This window comes from Bradyrhizobium manausense, from assembly GCF_018129685.1.
In the GTDB taxonomy this organism is placed as follows: domain Bacteria; phylum Pseudomonadota; class Alphaproteobacteria; order Rhizobiales; family Xanthobacteraceae; genus Bradyrhizobium; species Bradyrhizobium manausense_D.
In genome coordinates this window covers 26,207-45,480 of record NZ_JAFCLG010000030.1, presented here as the reverse complement: position 1 = coordinate 45,480, position 19,274 = coordinate 26,207, and the positions used below count along the sequence as shown (strand labels likewise).

Below are 19,274 nucleotides of genomic sequence, written 5' to 3'. Positions count from 1 at the left end.
ATGAGCGCCTACATCGCCCGCCGCATTCTCCTGATGTTTCCGACGCTGCTCGGAATCCTCTTCATCTCCTTCGTCGTCGTCCAGTTCGCGCCGGGCGGTCCGGTCGAGCGCGTGATCGCGCAGCTGTCGGGCGCCGACACCGGCGGCACCTCGCGCATCTCGGGCGGCGGCGATTTTGCGCAGCGTGCGCCGGGCCAGCTGGGCGCCGGTGGCGACGCCATCAATTCCAAATATCGCGGCGCGCAGGGGCTCGACCCCGATTTCATCAAGAAGCTGGAGAAGCAGTTCGGCTTCGACAAGCCGGCGCCGGAGCGCTTCGCGCTGATGGTGTGGAATTTCGCCCGCTTCGATTTCGGCAACAGCTATTTCCGCGATGTCAGCGTGCTCCAGCTGGTCAAGGAAAAGCTGCCGGTCTCGATCTCGCTCGGCATCTGGCTGACGCTGTTGACCTATTTGATCTCGATTCCGCTCGGCATCCGCAAGGCGATGAAGGACGGCACGCGCTTCGACACCTGGACCTCGACCGTGCTCGTGCTCGGCTATGCCATTCCGGGCTTCCTGTTCGCGATCCTCCTGATCATCCTGTTTGCCGGCGGCTCGTTCTTCAACTGGTTCCCGCTGCGCGGCCTGACGTCGGACGGCTGGTCGCAATTCCCCTGGTACTGGAAGATCATCGACTACTTCTGGCATTTGACGCTGCCGCTGATCGCTATGGGGCTCGGCGCATTCACCACCATGACGTTCCTGACCAAGAACTCGTTCCTCGACGAGATTCGCAAGCAATACGTCATGACGGCGCGCGCGAAGGGCTGCAGCGAGAACCGGGTGCTCTATGGCCACGTCTTCCGCAACGCGATGCTGATCGTCATCGCGGGTTTTCCCAGCACCTTCATTCACGCCTTCTTCTCGGGCTCGCTTCTGATCGAGACCATCTTCTCGCTGGACGGCCTCGGGCTGCTCAGTTTCGAGAGCGTCCTCAACCGCGACTATCCCGTGGTGTTCGGTACGCTTTTCATCTTTTCGCTGGTCGGCCTCGTGGTGAACCTGATCTCTGATCTGGCCTATATGTGGATCGATCCGCGGATCGATTTCGAGGCGCGGGAGGTCTGATGACGCTGACCGCTCCCACCCCGATCGAAACCACCGCGAAGTCGCCGCTCGGCGATGCCGGGCCGGTCACGCGCAAGCCGTTCGCGCCGTCGCCGCTCAACCGGCGGCGCTGGCAGAATTTCAGCGCGAACCGCCGCGGTTACTGGTCGTTGTGGATCTTCCTGTTTCTGTTCGTGGTGTCGCTGTTCGCCGAGCTGATCGCCAATGACCGGCCGTTCCTCGTCAAATATGACGGTCATCTCTACTGGCCCGCCTTCGTCACCTATTCGGAGACGACCTTTGGCGGCGACTTCGAGACCGCGGCGGACTATCGCGATCCTTATCTGCAGAAGCTGATCAAGGACAAGGGCGGCAGCATCGTCTGGCCGCTGATCCGCTACTCCTACGACACCCACAATCTCGACCTGCCGACGCCGGCACCGTCGGCACCGACCTGGATGCTGACGGAAGCGCAATGCAAGCCGGTGGTCGAGAAGAAAGGTCTGAAGAGCTGCCGCGACCTCGAATATAACTGGCTCGGCACCGACGATCAGGGCCGCGACGTGGTGGCGCGGTTGATCTATGGCTTCCGCATCTCGGTGCTTTTCGGTCTGTGCCTGACCATCGTCTCGTCCGTCGTTGGCATCGCGGCCGGCGCGGTGCAGGGCTATTTCGGCGGCTGGGTCGACCTGCTGTTCCAGCGTTTCATCGAGATTTGGACCGCGATCCCCTCGCTCTATCTGCTGCTCATTCTGTCGTCGGTGCTGGTGCCCGGCTTCTTCGTGCTGCTCGGCATCCTGCTGCTGTTCTCCTGGGTGTCGCTGGTTGGACTCGTGCGCGCGGAATTCCTGCGCGGACGCAATTTCGAGTACATCCAGGCGGCGCGGGCGCTCGGCGTATCGAACGGCGTCATCATGTTCAAGCATTTGCTGCCGAACGCGATGGTCGCGACCATGACGTTCCTGCCGTTCATCGTCTCCTCGTCGGTGATGACGCTGACGGCCCTCGACTTTCTGGGTTTTGGGCTGCCGCCCGGCTCGCCGTCGCTCGGTGAACTGCTGTCCCAGGGCAAATCCAACGTCCAGGCGCCCTGGCTCGGTTTCTCCGGCTTCTTCTCGGTCGCGATCATGCTGTCGCTGTTGATCTTCATCGGCGAGGCCGTGCGCGACGCCTTCGATCCGCGCAAGACGTTCAAGTGAGGGCGTGATGGACGCGATCAACCAGCCCCTGCTTGCCGTGCGTGATCTCTCGGTGGCTTTCCACCAGGGCGGCACCACCACGCTCGCGGTCGACAAGGTCTCGTTCCAGATCAAGCGCGGCGAGTGCGTCGCGCTGGTCGGCGAGTCCGGCTCCGGCAAGTCGGTCAGCGCGCTTTCGATCCTGAAGCTGCTGCCTTATCCGAACGCCTCGCACCCCTCGGGCAGCATCCGCTTCAAGGGACAGGAGCTGATCGACCGGTCGGAGCGGGAGATGCGGGAGATCCGCGGCAGCGACATCTCGATTATCTTCCAGGAGCCTATGACCTCGCTCAATCCGCTGCACACGATCGAGGCGCAGATCGGCGAGATCATCCAGCTGCACAAGCCGACCAGCAACGCGCAGTCGCGCAAGCGGACGCTTGAATTGCTGACCCAGGTCGGCATTTCCGAGCCGGAGACGCGGCTGAACAGCTACCCGCACCAGCTCTCCGGTGGCCAGCGCCAGCGCGTGATGATCGCGATGGCGCTCGCCAACGAGCCGGATTTGCTGATCGCGGACGAGCCGACCACGGCGCTCGACGTCACCGTGCAGGCGCAGATCCTGGCGCTGCTCGCCGAGATACGCTCGCGGCTCGGCATGAGCCTGCTCTTCATCACCCACGATCTCGGCATCGTGCGCCGCATTGCCGATACGGTCTGCGTCATGAAGGGCGGCAAGATCGTCGAGCAGGGGCCGGTCGAGCAGGTCTTCAAGACCCCGAAACATCCCTATACGCGCGATCTGCTGGCGGCCGAGCCGAAGCCGGATCCGGCGCCGCCGCAGCCGGATGCACCGTTGGTGATGTCGGCCGATGATCTGAAGGTCTGGTTTCCGATCAAGCGCGGTCTGCTGCGCAAGACCGTCGGTCACATCAAGGCGGTCGACGGCGTCAGCGTCGCCGTGCGCAAAGGCGAGACGCTCGGTGTCGTCGGCGAATCCGGCTCGGGCAAGACCACGCTCGGGCTGGCGCTGCTGCGCTTGATCTCCTCGAATGGCCGGATCGTGTTTCTGGGCAAGGACATCCAGGGTCTGCGTTTCAAGGAGATGCGCCCGTTCAGGCGCGACATGCAGATCGTGTTCCAGGATCCGTTCGGCTCGCTCTCACCGCGCATGTCGGTTTCCGACATCATCGCCGAGGGCCTCACTGTGCATCAGCCGAAACTCTCGCGCGACGAGCGCGAGGCGCGCGTCGTCAAGGCGCTCGAGGATGTCGGGCTGAAGCCGGATACGCGCTACCGCTATCCGCATGAATTCTCCGGCGGCCAGCGCCAGCGCATCAGCATCGCGCGCGCGGTGGTGCTGGAGCCCGATTTCGTCGTGCTGGACGAGCCGACCAGCGCGCTCGACATGCTGTTCCAGGCGCAGATGGTCGACCTGCTGCGCGAGCTCCAGCGCAAGCGCGACCTCACCTACATGTTCATCTCGCATGACCTGCGCGTCGTCGCCTCCCTCGCCAGCCATCTGATTGTGATGCGCGGCGGCAAGGTGGTCGAGGAAGGCCAGGCCGCCGAGTTGTTCAAGAATCCGAAAACGGATTACACGCGCGCGCTGTTTGCCGCCGCGTTCCGGCTGGAGACGGCAGGCGACCGTTCGGCCTGACCGGATGATCGCGATAGCCGCGAAAGCGAAAAGGCCGCCCGTGGGCGGCCTCTTGTCCTTCCGGTCGACCCGGCCTCTCGGCCTCAGTAGCGCGCGATCCCCGGACCGCCGAAGCGGTAGTTGATCCGGGCCGTGACCATGTCGACGTCTTGGCCGATGCTGTTGGTGCTGGCAGCGCCGCCGGGCGCGGCGGCAAAGCCGAGCGTCCTGCGATCCATGAAGATATGATCGTATTCGACGCCGAACGACCAGTTGGGCGTGAAGCCGTATTCGAAGCCTGCCCCCACGGTGGCGCCCCAGCGCGTATCAGTGGTGGAGTTGATCAGGGCGTTGGTCGCCGTGAAGGTGTGGAAGTAGCGGTTGTCGACCACCGCCGCGCCGCCCTTGGCGTAGAGCAGCACGTTGTTCCAGGCCCAGCCGACCTGTCCGGTGAACAGGCCGAATGCGCGCAGCCGCGAGTTGATCGTCAGGTCGCCCGGTGCGAGGACGAAGGCCGGCGAAGAGACGCGCGATCCGCGAAGATCGGCCCAGTCGCCTTGGGCTTCCAGGCCGAACACCCAGGCGGCCGATTGCCAGCGATAGCCGATCTGGCCGCCCGCGACGGCGCCGTCGGAATTGTGGCAGCCCTCGCCGGCGGTGAGCGGTACACCGGCCAAGCTCACGAAGTCCCAGCAATTGCGGGTGGTGCCGTAGCCGCCGTTGCCGCCGATATAAAAGCCGCTCCAGTCGTACACCGCGGCGACCGCGGGCGGCGGCGCCTTGACGTAGGGCCGAGCCGCCAGATCGGCAGCTTGGGCGCCCGTGGCAAGTCCGATTGTTGCGAACGCCGCAACGGCCAAATTCCGTGTCTTCATCAGGTCGTCCCCTCTGTCGCTAAAGTATGGTCTTGCACTAGACACGGTTCGCGCCCGCATGGCTGTCCCCGCAAAACCACGGGGCGGCGATGTCTTTGCAGCGGGGGTTCCGCGTATCGGCACGGCGCGAGGAAAAATAGTTCAACCTTTCCAACGACCGAGCCTCAGCTCAAGCTTCGGAATCGGGGAACCCTACTTGCGCTTGCGGCTCGGCAGTCTGGTTTTTCGCTGCTCGAAGGCGAGATAGGTATCGATGGTCGCGCGAATTTCCTCGGCCAGCTCAAGCCGTCGCTGCGGCGAATTGAGGCCGCGTTTGAGTTCCAAGACCCGGCTTGCGAGCTCATGGCAGAGTTTCTCCAGCGCTTGGCTCATTTGGCCTAATCCTCCTCAAAGAGGACAAACGGCGAAAGAGGTTCATCGGATCATTGCGAAACGCGGCCAAAATGGGCATCAGACCGGTTCGCCCGAGTTCCCAGCGACCGCGCGGCTCGATCTTCCGCAAGGCGGGCCGGACGTAGGAGGTCCGGTCATTCACCGGGCAACGGCTTGGCCATGACCACGCCTGGAGAACGCCAGCGCTGCAAGACGTGCGGCGCTCGTCGAGACCCGCCGCATCCTCGATCCCCAAACGCCATTACGGTCACAGTGCACTTAACTCCCGGCCCATGCGCGGTGGCCTCCATCGCTGTTCGAAGCCAATTTCGTGTCGCCGTAAATGAAGAAAAACGCGACTGCACCCTCCGCATGGCGGCCTGCATCATTCGTCCAGGATCGGCGAATCCGCGCCATATCTCGGACTCTACTAGTAGAGAATACGACTTCCGCTTCTGGCGGATGGGACACATCTTCGACGACGCGCCCTACAGCCGCTTGATTGCCACGATCTCGGCGCCGGCCGTCTTGATCCGCGCCATGTCCGGCACGATCACCGCCGTCACGTGATGTGCGTTGGCGTGAACCATGGGCCACGCGGGCGACTGGCTTCACTCGGTGCGCTTGAACAACTCCGTCTTGTTAGCACTGACGACGGTCAGTTCGGACGGTCTTGCCGCATCGCCACCCACGAATCGCAATCGCAGATTAATCGCTCTTGCGACGAATTCCCCAACTGCTGCCGGATATACCGGAAGCGGCTGCTGAGGCGCGAACTCGACGAGGGGCGGTGGCGACCTGATTCCGGCGCGACCGCGATCACGGCGGCGACGCTTTCGCTGCCACATCCTGTATGAACAGTCGCGGGGCAGTCTCGCGACGGCGGCAGGAGTTGAACAATGACATCGACTGGCAATGACGCGCAGGTCCGCCTCAACCAGCGCCGAGCTGATTGGATCAGCCGCCGCATTTCTTCCGCCGCGGACGAGCCGCAGTGGAGAGATACGAGACGAGCGCGCCCAAACAAATGGCAGTCAGGATTCGGGCAGAGACCCCACCTGGTTCGCTCGAGTCGAACGGATCAACAACGGCATTGATCCGGTCTGTGTGCAGGGCAATCGCATATGGTTGCATGATGCGGCGGCATCGGGCACTGGGCTCCCTCTCCCGCTTGCGGGAGCGGGTTGGGGAGAGGGTGTCTCCGCAACGGGACAATCCCCAAGAGGAAAGAACCCTCACCCGCCCCGCTCTGCGAGCGTGGCGGCCTCTCCCGCAAGCGGGAGAGGCGGAGCAAGCCAGCAGACAAACACAGTTAAATCCATATGCGATTGCCCTGGGTTTGTGTGGGCGAACCGGTCCGACCCACAGCACATGTCGGGGTGTGTTCACCCCTCTGGCAAAAGCACGCCCGCCATGCTCTGATACACCAACACTGCAATTGGGAGGCGGTCCGACCTCTGTGTAACTCCGGAACATTGCTGTGATTGAAAAGCGTGCCGAGGATCCCCAGCAGGTTATCGATGAACTGCAACGCAGGCTCGACGAATCGATCGCGCAGCAGGCCGCAACCGCCGACGTACTCAGGGTCATCAGCCGCTCGAACTTCGATCTGCAGACGGCTCTCGAAACGCTCATCACGTCCGCGGCGACATTGTGCGGCGCCAACAGGGGATCGATCTTCCTTCGTGAAGGCGACGTGTTTCCGCTGAAAGCGGCGTCCAGCACGACCCCTGAATTCCTTGCCTATTGGGCGGCAAACCCGCCAAGGGCAGGGCGCGGCTCGGCTACGTCACGCGTCATCGCTTCGGGCAAGATCGAATTGATCCCCGATGTCCAGGCGGATCCGGACGTGCAAATGCCGCCGAGCTCGCTGAACAGGATTCGTGCCGTCCTCGGCGTGCCCTTGCTCCGGGACGACAAGGTCGAAGGCGTGATGGTGTTGACGCGGCCCGAACCCGGCCCCTTCACCAAGGGTCAGATTGATCTGGTGCAGACGTTTGCCGATCAGGCGATGATTGCGATCGAGAACGCCCGGCTGTTCAATGAGGTGCAGACCAAGAGTCGCGATCTGCAGGAAGCGCTCCGATACCAGACGGGCAGTGCCAACATCCTCAACGTGATTGCCTCGTCGCCGACCGATGTCGAACCGGTGCTGAAGGCCATCGTCGAAAGCGCCTGCGAGCTTTGCGAGGCACGTGACGCCGTTGTCCTGCTGAAGGATGGCGACGACCTCTGCTTCAGTGCGCACCATGGCCCGATTCCGATCAAGACGGACAGATGGCCGATCGGCCGGGGTTGGGCTTCCGGCCGCGCCGTCGTTGACCGGGCAACCGTGCATGTGCACGACCTCGATGCCGAGCAGGACTTCGCCGACGGCCGCGAACTGTCGCGACGTGCGGGCTCGACCGCGGTCAGGAGCATTCTTGCCGCACCTTTGCTCCGGGAGGGCGAAAGCATCGGCGCCATCCTGCTGCGTCGTCAGGAAGTGCGTCCGTTCAACGACCAGCAGATCGCCATGCTGCAGACCTTTGCCGACCAGGCCGTGATCGCCATCGAGAATGCGCGGCTGTTCAACGAGTTGCAGGCCAGGACACGCGATCTTGCCGAGTCGCTTCAGCAGCAGACAGCGACGGCGGACGTGCTCAAGGTGATCAGCCGCTCGGCGTTCGATCTGCAGGGCGTCTTCGACACGCTGACCGCGTCAGCCGCGCAACTCTGCGAGGCGGATCACGGAGAAATTTTTCTCCGCGAGGGAGATACGTTCCACGCCCACGCCACCTCGGGCGCCGGGCCTGCCCTGCTCGATTTTCTCAGGGCGAACCCGCGGCGGCTCAGCGACAAGTCGACGGTGCCGCGCGTGGCCCGCACCGGGGCCGTTGTCCACATCCCGGACAGGCTGCTCGATCCGGACTACGAATTTGCCGGCGTCGACGGTGCGGTGGGCCAAATGTCGCGCGCCCTGCTCGGCGTGCCGCTGCTGCGAAATGGCAACGTCGACGGCGTTTTCGTCCTCGCGCGCCACGAGCCCAAGCCGTTCACGCAACGCCAGATCGAGCTTGTCGAAAGCTTCTCCGACCAGGCCGTGATCGCCATCGAGAATGTGCGATTGTTCAACGAAGTGCAGACGCGTACCAGGGAGCTCGCGGCCTCGCTCGACGATTTGCGAACCGCGCAGGATCGCCTGATCCAGACAGAAAAGCTCGCATCGCTCGGTCAGCTCACCGCCGGCATCGCCCACGAGATCAAGAACCCGCTCAACTTCGTCAACAACTTCTCCGCGCTCTCGGCCGAACTGGTCGACGAGATGACCGACATATTTGAAAATCCCGCACTCGACGAGGCCGGGAGGCGAAAGGAACTAGATGAAATTCGCGAGCTCCTGAAAAGCAATCTGGAAAAGGTCGTCCAACACGGCAAGCGCGCCGACTCCATCGTCAAGAACATGCTGCTGCATTCGCGCGAGGGCTCCGGCGAACAGCGGCCTGCAGACATCAATGCGCTTCTTGATGAGAGCCTCAATCTCGCCTATCACGGCGCTCGTGCGGAAAAGCCGGACTTCAGTATCACGCTAGAACGCGATTTCGATCCGGCTGCCGGTGCGATCGACGCCTTTCCTCAGGAAATGACCCGCGCGTTCATCAATTTGATTTCGAACGGGTTTTATGCGGCGAGCAAGCACAAAGCCGAGAATGGGGCCGATTTCGAGCCGGTGCTCACTGCGGCGACAAGAAATCTCGGCAGCCAGGTTGAGATACGGATACGCGACAACGGGACCGGTATTCTGCCCGAGGTAAAGGAAAAGATATTCAACCCGTTCTTCACGACCAAGCCCCCGGGCGAGGGTACCGGGCTTGGTCTTTCAATGAGTCACGACATCATCGTCAAACAACACGGCGGTCGAATCGACGTGGAGACGGAGCCTGGGCGGTTCACCGAGTTCAGGATCGTGTTACCGCGCGCGGGCCAGGCATAATTCGTAGGCGCATGATTCATGAAGCGGCGCGAGTTCATCACCGTTGTAAGCGCCGCTATCGCCATGCCACTCGCAGTCTACGCTCAGAACGGAACGGGCATTCCGAGGTAAATATGTCTTCCAACTTTATTTCAAAAGGCGCTGAAGGATACGACCAATTCATGGGGAGATGGAGCAAGCGTCTGGCCCCAGTGTTTTTAGAGTTCGCTGGCGCCGCGGACGGAGAACGCATTATAGATGTTGGCTGCGGGACCGGCAGTTTGACGTTCTTGATCCCGGATCGAGCAAATATCTCAACCATCGAGGCCATCGATTACGAAGAGCAATTTGTTGAGGCGCTGAGGCAGCGGAGCTCCGACCCTCGGATAACCGCAAGGCTCGGCGATGCTTGTGCATTACCTTTTGGTGAAAACCAATTTGATCGCGCTCTGTCTATGCTGGTCCTGCATTTTGTGTCTGACCCTCGTAAGGCGGTAGCTGAGATGTTTCGCGTGGTACGGCCGGGTGGTGTCGTCGCTGCCACGGTCTGGGACACTTTTGGCGGGATGCCCAGCCAGCGCATTTTCTGGGATACTATTGCCGCAATCGAGCCAAGCGCGGTGGCTCGGCGTTGCGCTGCTTTGGTCAGGCCGATGACATTCCCCGGCGAGATGATGGACGCATTTGCTGGTGCTGGCCTCCAACACGTTACCGAAGCGATGCTAACCATCCGAATGGAATTCGCGGAGTTCGATGATTACTGGCTGCCACTTATCAATGGCCAAGGCACATTGGCTGCATTCTTATCGACACTGCCAAACGGCATCCCAGAACAAGTGAAGGCTAGTGTTCGTCAAGCCTATCTGTGCGGTCAACCGGATGGCCCACGCAGCTTTGCGAGTGTGGCTTGGGCGGTCAAAGGTACTGTGCCAATGCAATAGCGGAAGAGGCTTGCACCAACCATCAGGCTGGTCCGCTGTTGCGTCCGACGCAGACATGGAACCACGACCGCTCAGATGCGCCTTCCGAGCGTAAAGCAGACGCGACGCATTTTCGAAGATGCACGCTACAACCGCTTGATCGCGACGACCTCGCTGCCGGCCGCCTTGATCCGTGCGATCGCCGGCTCGATCGGCTCGACCACGGTCGCCATGTGATGCGCGTTGGTGTGAACCATGGTGCTGCCGTCGCGCACGATGGCGACGTGGCCTCTCCAGAAGATCAGATCACCGCGCAGCAAGCTGTTCCGCTCATGCGGCTCGAGCGCGCGGCCGAGGCCGGCCTGCTGCATGTCACTGTCGCGCGGACAGCCGGTGCCTGACGACGTCAGCGAGACCTGGACGAGGCCCGAGCAGTCGATACCAAGGCTGCTCTTGCCGCCCCATAGATAGGGCGTGCCGACGAATCGCTCGGCGACCGCGACGAAATCTGGCTCGCGATGGTCGAGCGGCACGAGATGCGTCTTCGGCACGAACGTGCCCTCACGCGTGATGGCGAAACTGCCGTCCTCGCGCGTGATTGTGAGCTTCGATCCGAGCACCAGCGTGTCGGGGTGCGGCAGCTTGATCGAGGGCCCCGTGAAGGCGAGCGTGCGCAATGCGCCGACCCTGTGCGTCGGCGCGGCCGACGGCTTCATCAACGCAGCGTCGGGCAGCCAGCCGACATAGCCGTCGCTCCCGAGCTGACCCCAGGCCCAGCCCTCGCCGTTGCGATCGTAGACGGTGACGCGCTCGCCGCGCAGCGCTTCCGTCATCTGCATCGCGTTCGATGACGGTTGCTCGCGGACCGGTGCGATTGGCGCGATCACCTCGAATTCCTCACCCGCGACGAAGCGATCCGCTTGCACCTTGCCTTCGAGATATTTCGCGGCGAGGTCGCCGCGCGCCGGTGTCAGCCTTGGATCGTATTGGGGATCATGCATAGCGCTGGCTCAGCACCTTGTAGATGGCGCGGGCGGCCTGGCACTCGCCGCCCTCGGGTCGCGCCGGCTTGGCCGACGGGGTCCAGCCGTAAATATCCACGTGAAGCCAGCTCCTGGCCTGTTCGACGAAGCGTTGCAGGAACAGGGCGCAGGTGATCGAGCCGGCGAAGCCGCCTGATGGCGCGTTGGTGATGGTGGCCGTCTTGGAGTCCAGCCAACTATCGTAAGGCGGCCACAGCGGCATGCGCCACAAGGGATCGTTCTCCGTCACCGCGCAGCGCGCGACGTCGGCGGCAAGGGTCTCATCATTGGTGTAAAAGGGAGGTAAATCCGGCCCCAGCGCGACGCGTGCGGCGCCGGTCAGTGTGCCCAAATCAATCAGCAGGTCGGGCTTTTCCTCGTCGGCCAGTGCCAGCGCGTCGGCAAGGACCAGCCGGCCCTCCGCGTCGGTGTTGCCGATCTCGACCGTGATGCCCTTGCGGGAGGTGAAGATGTCGAGGGGGCGGAAGGCGTTGCCGGCGACCGCATTCTCCACCGCTGGAATCAGCACGCGCAGCCGGACTTTCAGCTTCGCATCCATCACCATGCGCGCCAGCGCCAGCACGTTGGCCGCGCCCCCCATGTCCTTTTTCATGATCAGCATGCCGCTCGACGGCTTCAGGTCGAGTCCGCCGGTGTCGAAGCAGACGCCCTTGCCGACCAGCGTCACCTTGGGATGGGCGAGGTCGCCCCAGCCGATGTCGATCAGCCGTGGCGCGCGATCCGAGGCCATGCCGACGGCGTGGATCAGCGGAAAGTTCTTTTCCAGCTCTTCGCCGATGGTGCAGGCGTAGCTCGCGCCGAATTCGGCCGCGAGGTCCTGTGCGGCGGCGGCCAGTTCCCCGGGCCCCATGTCGTTGGACGGCGTGTTGATGAGATCGCGCGCCAGCATCGCGGCGTCAGCCATGCGTTCGATCTCGGCGGCGTCGACGCCTTCAGGAGGCACCAGTCGGACGTTGGGCCTGTCGGCCTTGCGGTAGCGGTCGAAGCGATAGCACCCCAACGCGAAGGCCAGCGCCGCCAGCCGTGTATCCTGCGGTGCATTGGCAAAGCGATAGGTGCCCGGCGGCAGCAGGCCGGGCAGGGCGCCCGGCCGGAACGGATCGCGCGATCTGGCGCCGTCGTCGTCGAGGCCGAACAGCACTTGCGCGATCGCGCCGTCAGGCGCGGGCAGCGCGAGATAGCCGCCCGGCTTGGCGGTGAAGGCGCTGGCCACGGCGAACTGGCGTTGCGCCGGCGGCAGTGCCTCGCGCACGGCCTCCCAGCTCGATTTGGTGACGAAGGTGATCGGGATGGCGGTCGTGGACGTCTCGAAGACGGAAGGCATTGGCAAGTCCGCGAAGGTCATTCGGATGGAGGAGACTTCGCAGAGTTTTGCCGTGGCCGCAATCGGCTTTGCGGTCACCGTTCAGCGAGCCGCAGAGTGATCGCAATTGGGGACGGATCCCTGTGACGCATCCTTCGAGACGCCCGCCTTCGGCGGGCCCTCAGGATGAGGGTGGCGCGCGTGGCAGCAGTTCGAGCGAGCGCAGAGGCCATTCAGCCTCATCCTGAGGAGACCGCGGAAGCGGTCGTATCGAAGGACAAGGCGTGCGCGCGGGTCGCTCAAAAAACCCAGGCTGCTACTCGCAGGGAAGCAGCCATGCTAGGTTCCGGCAGCGGTTGCCCGATGCGCAGAGAACGCCGGCAACCGGAGACGATGCGTGCCGGGAGGAATTGCGATGGAATTTGTTTGGAGCGGGATCACATTCATCGGCCAGGCCATCGAGGCGGCCTTTGGCTATGTCGAGCATCACCACTGGGTCTTCGCGTTCCTCGCCGGCGGCTACGTCTTCTATCTTCACGACCGTTCGGTTCACGCGCGCTTCGATGCGCTCGACAAGCGCATCGATGAAATTCGCAAGCGCCTCGCCATCGAGTATTGACCGGGCCGGCAGACCCCCTTGTGGTTCGTGCGCGTATCCCCGCCGAGAACGGCCGTTCACGCATACGGGGCTTTACTAGCGTTTCGGTTGTGGCATTATTGACGGATATTTTCAGGTTGTGCTGCGCGCCTCTGCACGTATCGGGCGCAAAGCGGCTCAATCTCCGATGCCCATCCGGATTGGTTCCGGACCGATTCCTCGACGCAGACATTTTTATCACTCGTTTGGGCGACGCGGCATTCGCATTGAGCGGCGCAGTATGGATAGATCGTTTGTCATTGCGCACATATCCGACCTGCACCTGGACGGGTCAGGACGGCTGCTTGCGACGATCGAGGCTCTTGCCGGTGCCTTGCGCGAGCGGATGGCGGGCTTTGCGGATGTGCCCGACCGGATTCTTCTGATCACGGGTGACCTCGTGAACGACCCGACGCCGCAGGCCCTTGACGAAGCGCTCGCGGCGATCGCGTCCTTCCGTCGGACCGGATTGTTCACCGACATCCAGGCGGTCGCCGGCAATCACGATGTCAGGCGTCCGAGCCAGCGCGGCGGCCGGCACGATGCCTACGACTATCTGCATCTGCCGCGCACCTCGAAGAGCGTTTATTATCGTCAGGCCGGCCTTGATCTGGTGCTGCTCGACTCCAACAGGGCAAGCCTGACGCTCGCCAGCGGCGACATCGACGCGCGGACCTACCAGGCAACGGTCGGTCATTCGGCGCGATTGAGCGTCGAACTCGCGGGCAGCATGGGCTCGGCCGGGCGCGCCCACTATTCCGAGCCCGCGGAAAATCTGGTGCGCGTTCTTGCGCTTCACCATCATCCGCTGCCGCAGGCCACCGGCGAGGGTAAGCGGTTTCTCGGCGTGCCCGACGAGCCTCTGATGTATCTCGCCGCACCCGCGACCTTCCTCGAAGCGGCCACCTCGCTCAATGTCAGTCTGGTGCTGCACGGCCACCGGCATGTCGAGGGACTGTGCGGCTATTCGATCCCCAACCCGCGCGCAACCCGGAGCGGAGGCGAAGATTTCTGGCACACGGTCCATGTGCTGTGCTGTCCGTCCTCGACCGGGCAGGGCGGCGATGATGCCGGCTTCAACATCATCCATTTCGGCCCGTCATCCGAGGCCGGGCCATCGGGCCATAGGTTCACGATCGCCCGCTATTCGCGGCTGCGCAACCACGGCGATTTCAGAACGCTCGATTCGAATCTGCCGGATGGCCTCGTCAGGATTCCGGCGGGGCGGGACCTGTCCCGCGATCCCGCCATCCAGGTGGCGATCGAGATTGCCTCGTCCACATCGCTGAAGCGGGATCAGGTCCTGCGCATTGCAAGCCGGCTGCTGTCGCGCCGCGCCTTCTATCACGACGGCGGGCAGAGCTGGGCGGACGATCTCTACATCTATCTCGTCACCTCGCATGCCTGGGCCGATATCGAGGGCAAGTTCGCAAGGTCGGCGCCGAAGCGCGACGTTGCGGTGCTGGCCGCAGTCGCCGGCCTGCTTCGCCGGCTGATCGAACAATCCGCCGAGATGCTCGGCATCGACCGCATGACGCTCGACGAACTCCGCGGCGGCAGCCTGATCAGGCGTGACGACCTCGAACATCGATGGCCGACGCCGCCGCGCGACGCTGCCGATGTCGAAGGCAGGGCGCAGAGGCGGCTGCGATTGCTGCGGGACCTGAATGATCAGGTGGAGCTGCTGGGTCTCGAACTCGGCCTCGGCGGCGCACTGCCGCGGGACTTGCCGCAGGACTTGCCGCCGGTGTGAGGTGGCCTGCCGTGTTAACCGGCCATTAGGGTTAACAGTCTATTGCTGGCGCGTTCGGCTCGATCATCAGGCTCGAGAGTCAAAGCGTCATGCGTCAACGGTTTCGTCCTGTCCGGCTTCTCGCCTCCGCCTCGCTGATCGTGCTGGTGGCCGCGAGCCTCGGCGGCTGCGCGGCGGGGCCTAGATTCTCCGACGTGACCGGCTCGATCGGGTCCAAGGCAGAAGCCGCGCCGGCCGACCCGGCACGCGCGGCCGAAGTCTATGGCGAGCGCTATCGTGCCAATCCGAAGGATGCCGACGCGGCGCTGGCCTATGGCCAGGCCTTGCGCGCCAACGGCCAGCATTCCCAGGCCGCCGCCGTGCTCGAACAGGCGACCATCGCCAATCCCGGCAACAGGCAGCTGCTGGCCCAATATGGCCGCGCGCTCGCCGACGTCGGTAATTTCCAGCAGGCGTTCGACGTGCTGTCCAAGGCGCATTCGCCCGACAATCCGGACTGGCGCCTGCTCTCGGTGCAGGGCACCGCGCTCGACCAGATGGGCCGCCACGAAGAGGCGCGCAGCTATTATGCGAGTGCGCTGAAGATTGCGCCCGGCGATCCCGGCGTGCTGTCAAATCTCGGCCTGTCCTACATGCTCACGAAGGAGCTGCCGAAGGCCGAGGAAGTGCTGCGGCAGGCTTACGCTTCGCCGCATGCGAGCGCCCGCGTGCGGCAGAATCTCGCGTTGGTGGTCGGTCTCCAGGGCCGCTTCGCCGAAGCCGAGACCATCGTGAAGGCGGACCTTCCGCCCGACCAGGCCGCGGCCAATGTCGCGTATCTGAAGGATATGCTGAACCGCAATGTCGCCCCGCGCGGCGGACCGAAGCGCACGCCGGTCGCTTCCCTCAGCCAATCGGGCTGATCGCCGGCCGCTTGCGCCGCGGCGCGGATTTCCGCTGGTGCTTCAGATGGTTTCGACGTTCCACATCGCAGCGAGCCGGCCACTTCCGGCTACTGTGCATGGGGTTGTTTTTCGCGGTTTTTGTCGCGGGGGTGGATCGAGGCAGGCCTGATCCCGCCTCGCGTCAATGCAGCTCGGAGATCTTGATGCCGGTCGGCCCGAGAATCACGACGAACAGCACCGGCAGGAAGAACAGGATCATCGGCACCGTCAGCTTCGGCGGCAGCGCGGCGGCTTTCTTCTCGGCCTCGTTCATGCGCATGTCGCGGTTTTCCTGTGCCATGACGCGCAGGGATTGGCCGAGCGGGGTGCCATAGCGTTCGGCCTGCTGCAGCGCCAGACAGACCGATTTGACGCCTTCGAGGCCGGTGCGCCTGGCGAGGTTCTCGTACGCCACCTTGCGGTCCTGCAGATAGGACAGTTCGGCGGTGGTCAGCGTGAACTCCTCCGACAGCGCGATCGACTGGCCGACGATTTCGGTGGCGACCTTGCGGAACGCCATTTCCACCGACATGCCGGATTCGATACAGATCAGCAGCAGGTCGAGCGCATCGGGAAAGGCGCGCTTGATCGAGAGCTGGCGCTTGGAGATCGCGTTCTTCAGAAACAGCATCGGCGCCTGAAGGCCGAGATAGGCGGCGCCGACGCAGATGCCGATCTTGATCGGCATCGGACGGTCCATATGGGCGATCAGGAACACGTAGACGATCGAGCCGACGAACAGCACGAGCGGCGCCACCATGCGGGCGAACAGGAACGTGACGTAGGGCGCCTGACCGCGATAGCCCGCCATGATCAGCTTGTCGCGCGCAGCCTCCTGCGCCAGCCATTTGGTGAGGTTGAAGTCCTCGACGACCTTGGAGACGAGCTGCTTCGGCGTCTGGCGCAGCGAGACCTTCTCGCTCTTGTTGAGGCGATCGCGCTCGCGCTGCCGGATCCGCTCCCGCTCGCTCGCGACCGCCTTCATGCGCTTGGAGAGGCCTTCGCCGGCGAACATCGGACTGACCAGCGTATAGACGGTGGCGCTGGCGGCGATGGCCGCCAGCAGCATCGTCATGAAGTGGACGTCATGCAGTTTCGTAACGAGGAACTCGACCATGCATCACCGTCAGAAATCGAAATTGATCATCTTCTTCATCACCAGGATGCCGATCGACATCCAGACGACGCAGCCGACCAGCATCAGCTGGCCGGTGGGATGGGTCCACAGCAGCGAGATGTAGCCGGGCGTCGAGAGATAGACGAGGAACATCACGATCGGCGGCAGTGAGCCGATGATGCCGGCCGAGGCCTTGGCCTCCATCGACATCGCCTGGATCTTTTCCTTCATCTTCTTGCGATCGCGCAGCACTTTCGAAAGGTTGCCCAGCGCCTCGGACAGATTGCCGCCCGATTTCTGCTGGATCGACACCACGATGCCGAAGAAATTGGCCTCCGGCAGCGGCATGCGATCGTAGAGCCGCGAGCACGCCTCGCCGAGCGGCATGCCGATCGCCTGTGTTTCGATGATGGCCAGGAACTCGCTGCGCAGCGGCTCAGGCGCGTCGGCGGCGACGACCTTGATGGATTCGAACAGCGGCAGGCCGGCCTTGATGCCGCGGACAATGACGTCGACGGCGTCGGGCAGTGCTTTCAGGAATTGGTTCTCGCGCCGCTTCTTCAGGAAGCCGAGCGCCCAGCGCGGCAGGCCGAAGCCGCCGGCAAAGGCAAGACCGGCCGCGCCGAGCAGGCCGCCGCCGCCGAACAGGGCGCCGAAGAAGAACACGCCGGCCACGACGCCGGACACGATCCAGAATTTCTGTGTCGTCCAGTCGAGCCCGGCTTGCGACAGGCGAATGTTGAGCGGAACGCTTTTTTCCTGCGCCCGCCTCGCCTCGAGATCCTTGAGCGAGCTCTCGACCTGCTCGCGGCGCGAGCGCTGGCTCTTCTCGGCCTGCTTGGCCGCGGGCGCATCGGCGCGCGCGATCGAAGCGCGGCGGCCTTCGGCCTTCCGTTCGCCCGACAGCAACGGATAGACGAAGACCCAGGCGACGCCGCCGACGGCGGCGGTGGCGAGGAAGGAGAGGGCGAGGACCTGAGTGTTCATGATTGCGCCGACCTGCTCACGTCTTCGGTGCCTTTTCCGCGGCGTCGAGGGCCGCGGCAAGGCGTTTCTCTTCACCGTAATAGCGGGCGCGTTCCCAGAATTTCGGGCGACCGATGCCGGTCGAGCGGTGCTGGCCGATGATCTTGCCGTTGGCGTCCTCGCCGACCAGGTCGTAGAGGAAGATGTCCTGGGTGATGATGGTGTCGCCTTCCATGCCCATCACCTCGGTGATGTGGGTGATGCGGCGCGAACCGTCGCGCAGACGCGCGGCCTGGACGATGACGTCGATCGAGGCGCAGATCATCTCGCGGATGGTGCGGGAGGGCAGGGAGAAGCCGCCCATCGTGATCATGGATTCGCAGCGCGACAGCGCTTCGCGGGGATTGTTGGCGTGAAGCGTTCCCATCGAGCCGTCGTGGCCGGTGTTCATGGCCTGGAGGAGGTCGAAGGCCTCCGGGCCGCGGACTTCGCCGACGATGATGCGTTCGGGACGCATACGAAGACAGTTGCGCACCAGCTCGCGCATGGTGACCTGGCCTTCGCCTTCGATATTGGGCGGGCGCGTTTCGAGCCGCACCACGTGGGGCTGCTGCAGCTGGAGTTCGGCCGCGTCCTCGCAGGTGATGACGCGCTCGTCGTGCTCGATATAGTTGGTCAGGCAGTTGAGCAGCGTGGTCTTGCCCGAGCCGGTACCGCCGGAGATCAGCACGTTGCAGCGCACGCGTCCGATGATCTGCAGGATCTCAGCGCCCTCGGGCGAGATCGCGCCGAACTTGACCAGCTGATCGAGCGTCAGCTTGTCCTTCTTGAACTTACGAATGGTGAGCGCAGGGCCGTCGATCGCCAGCGGCGGCACGATGGCGTTGACGCGGGAGCCGTCGGCGAGGCGGGCGTCGCAGATCGGCGAGGATTCGTCGACGCGCCGGCCGACCTGGCTGACGATGCGCTGACAGATGTTGAGGAGCTGCTGGTTGTCGCGGAAGCGGATCCCGGTTCGCTGGATCTTGCCGCTGACTTCGATGAAGACCGTACCGGCGCCGTTCACCATGATGTCGGCGATGTCGTCGCGGGCAAGCAACGGCTCGAGCGGACCATAACCGAGCACGTCGTTGCAGATATCGTCGAGCAGCTCTTCCTGCTCGGCGATCGACATCACGATGTTCTTGATCGCGATGATCTCGTTGACGATGTCGCGGATTTCCTCGCGCGCGGACTCCGAATCGAGCTTGGCGAGCTGCGCGAGGTCGATGGCCTCGATCAGCGCGCCGAAGATGGTGGCCTTGACCTCGTAGTAGTTGTCCGAGCGACGGCTTTCCATCGCCGGCGGCGGCCGGGACGGCGCGAGCGGCGGCGAGGCGACGGCCGGCGGGGGCGGCGCGCGCGACACCGTCGGCGCCGGGGCCTGGACAGGCTCTGGCGACACGGCGCCGGGCTTGGGAGCCCGAAGGTCGGTGTCTGTTCCGCTACGCTTACCGAACACTTAACA

Annotated in this window: 15 protein-coding genes; 8 read left to right on the top strand and 7 right to left on the bottom strand. The window is 63.7% G+C overall.

Going from position 1 to position 19,274, the window contains the following annotated elements:
• The 3 genes from JQ621_RS33330 to JQ621_RS33320 are packed head-to-tail and all read left to right on the top strand — an operon-like array spanning position 1 to position 3,927.
• Positions 1-1,110, top strand: a complete 1,110-nt coding sequence (locus JQ621_RS33330) for a microcin C ABC transporter permease YejB (protein WP_212241283.1) — start codon at positions 1-3, stop codon at positions 1,108-1,110.
• Positions 1,110-2,288, top strand: a complete 1,179-nt coding sequence (locus JQ621_RS33325) for an ABC transporter permease (protein ID WP_212241282.1) — start codon at positions 1,110-1,112, stop codon at positions 2,286-2,288. The genes JQ621_RS33330 and JQ621_RS33325 overlap by 1 nt, the downstream gene beginning before the upstream one ends.
• Before the next feature lie 7 nt (positions 2,289-2,295).
• Entirely contained in the window at positions 2,296-3,927 is a 1,632-nt protein-coding gene (locus tag JQ621_RS33320) for an ABC transporter ATP-binding protein (protein ID WP_212241281.1), read from the top strand.
• Between the two features lie 83 nt (positions 3,928-4,010).
• Here JQ621_RS33320 and JQ621_RS33315 read toward each other — a convergent pair whose 3' ends face one another.
• Together JQ621_RS33315 and JQ621_RS33310 are read right to left on the bottom strand one after the other, a co-directional pair.
• Positions 4,011-4,781, bottom strand: coding sequence for an outer membrane protein (locus JQ621_RS33315; protein ID WP_212241280.1), 771 nt, complete (start codon positions 4,779-4,781; stop codon positions 4,011-4,013).
• 192 nt (positions 4,782-4,973) lie between these two features.
• Positions 4,974-5,153 (bottom strand): hypothetical protein, encoded by a 180-nt coding sequence (locus JQ621_RS33310; RefSeq protein WP_212241278.1) that lies wholly within the window; start codon positions 5,151-5,153, stop codon positions 4,974-4,976.
• A gap of 1,480 nt (positions 5,154-6,633) precedes the next feature.
• On the opposite strand from JQ621_RS33310, the gene JQ621_RS33300 reads away from it, so the two are divergent.
• Both JQ621_RS33300 and JQ621_RS33295 read left to right on the top strand, forming a co-directional pair.
• Positions 6,634-9,126, top strand: a complete 2,493-nt coding sequence (locus JQ621_RS33300) for a GAF domain-containing protein (protein ID WP_312015472.1) — start codon at positions 6,634-6,636, stop codon at positions 9,124-9,126.
• 113 nt (positions 9,127-9,239) lie between these two features.
• A complete protein-coding gene (locus JQ621_RS33295) occupies positions 9,240-10,046 on the top strand; it encodes a class I SAM-dependent methyltransferase (RefSeq protein WP_212241275.1) in 807 nt (268 codons plus the stop codon).
• A 125-nt stretch (positions 10,047-10,171) separates the two neighbouring features.
• Here the strand turns inward: JQ621_RS33295 and JQ621_RS33290 are convergent, their stop codons facing one another.
• Together JQ621_RS33290 and JQ621_RS33285 are read right to left on the bottom strand one after the other, a co-directional pair.
• Positions 10,172-11,026, bottom strand: a complete 855-nt coding sequence (locus JQ621_RS33290; RefSeq protein WP_212241274.1) for a C40 family peptidase — start codon at positions 11,024-11,026, stop codon at positions 10,172-10,174.
• Positions 11,019-12,392: a leucyl aminopeptidase family protein gene (locus JQ621_RS33285; protein ID WP_212241273.1), complete on the bottom strand. Its 1,374-nt coding sequence runs from the start codon at positions 12,390-12,392 to the stop codon at positions 11,019-11,021. The genes JQ621_RS33290 and JQ621_RS33285 overlap by 8 nt, the downstream gene beginning before the upstream one ends.
• Before the next feature lie 394 nt (positions 12,393-12,786).
• Here JQ621_RS33285 and JQ621_RS33280 point away from each other — a divergent pair, with 394 nt between their 5' ends.
• The 3 genes from JQ621_RS33280 to JQ621_RS33270 all read left to right on the top strand — a co-directional run bounded on the left by JQ621_RS33280 (position 12,787) and on the right by JQ621_RS33270 (position 15,663).
• Positions 12,787-12,990: a hypothetical protein gene (locus tag JQ621_RS33280; protein WP_212241272.1), complete on the top strand. Its 204-nt coding sequence runs from the start codon at positions 12,787-12,789 to the stop codon at positions 12,988-12,990.
• Positions 12,991-13,249: 259 nt separating this feature from the next.
• A complete protein-coding gene (locus JQ621_RS33275; RefSeq protein WP_212241271.1) occupies positions 13,250-14,761 on the top strand; it encodes a metallophosphoesterase family protein in 1,512 nt (503 codons plus the stop codon).
• An 89-nt stretch (positions 14,762-14,850) separates the two neighbouring features.
• On the top strand, positions 14,851-15,663 hold the full coding sequence (locus JQ621_RS33270; protein ID WP_212241270.1) for a tetratricopeptide repeat protein: 813 nt from the start codon (positions 14,851-14,853) through the stop codon (positions 15,661-15,663).
• Positions 15,664-15,826: 163 nt separating this feature from the next.
• Here JQ621_RS33270 and JQ621_RS33265 read toward each other — a convergent pair whose 3' ends face one another.
• The 3 genes from JQ621_RS33265 to JQ621_RS33255 are packed head-to-tail and all read right to left on the bottom strand — an operon-like array spanning position 15,827 to position 19,268.
• Entirely contained in the window at positions 15,827-16,801 is a 975-nt protein-coding gene (locus JQ621_RS33265; RefSeq protein WP_212241269.1) for a type II secretion system F family protein, read from the bottom strand.
• 9 nt (positions 16,802-16,810) lie between these two features.
• Positions 16,811-17,788, bottom strand: a complete 978-nt coding sequence (locus JQ621_RS33260) for a type II secretion system F family protein (RefSeq protein WP_212241267.1) — start codon at positions 17,786-17,788, stop codon at positions 16,811-16,813.
• 16 nt (positions 17,789-17,804) lie between these two features.
• Complete coding sequence (locus tag JQ621_RS33255; protein WP_212241266.1) at positions 17,805-19,268, bottom strand: CpaF family protein; 1,464 nt, start codon at positions 19,266-19,268, stop codon at positions 17,805-17,807.
• Positions 19,269-19,274: the final 6 nt, after the last annotated feature.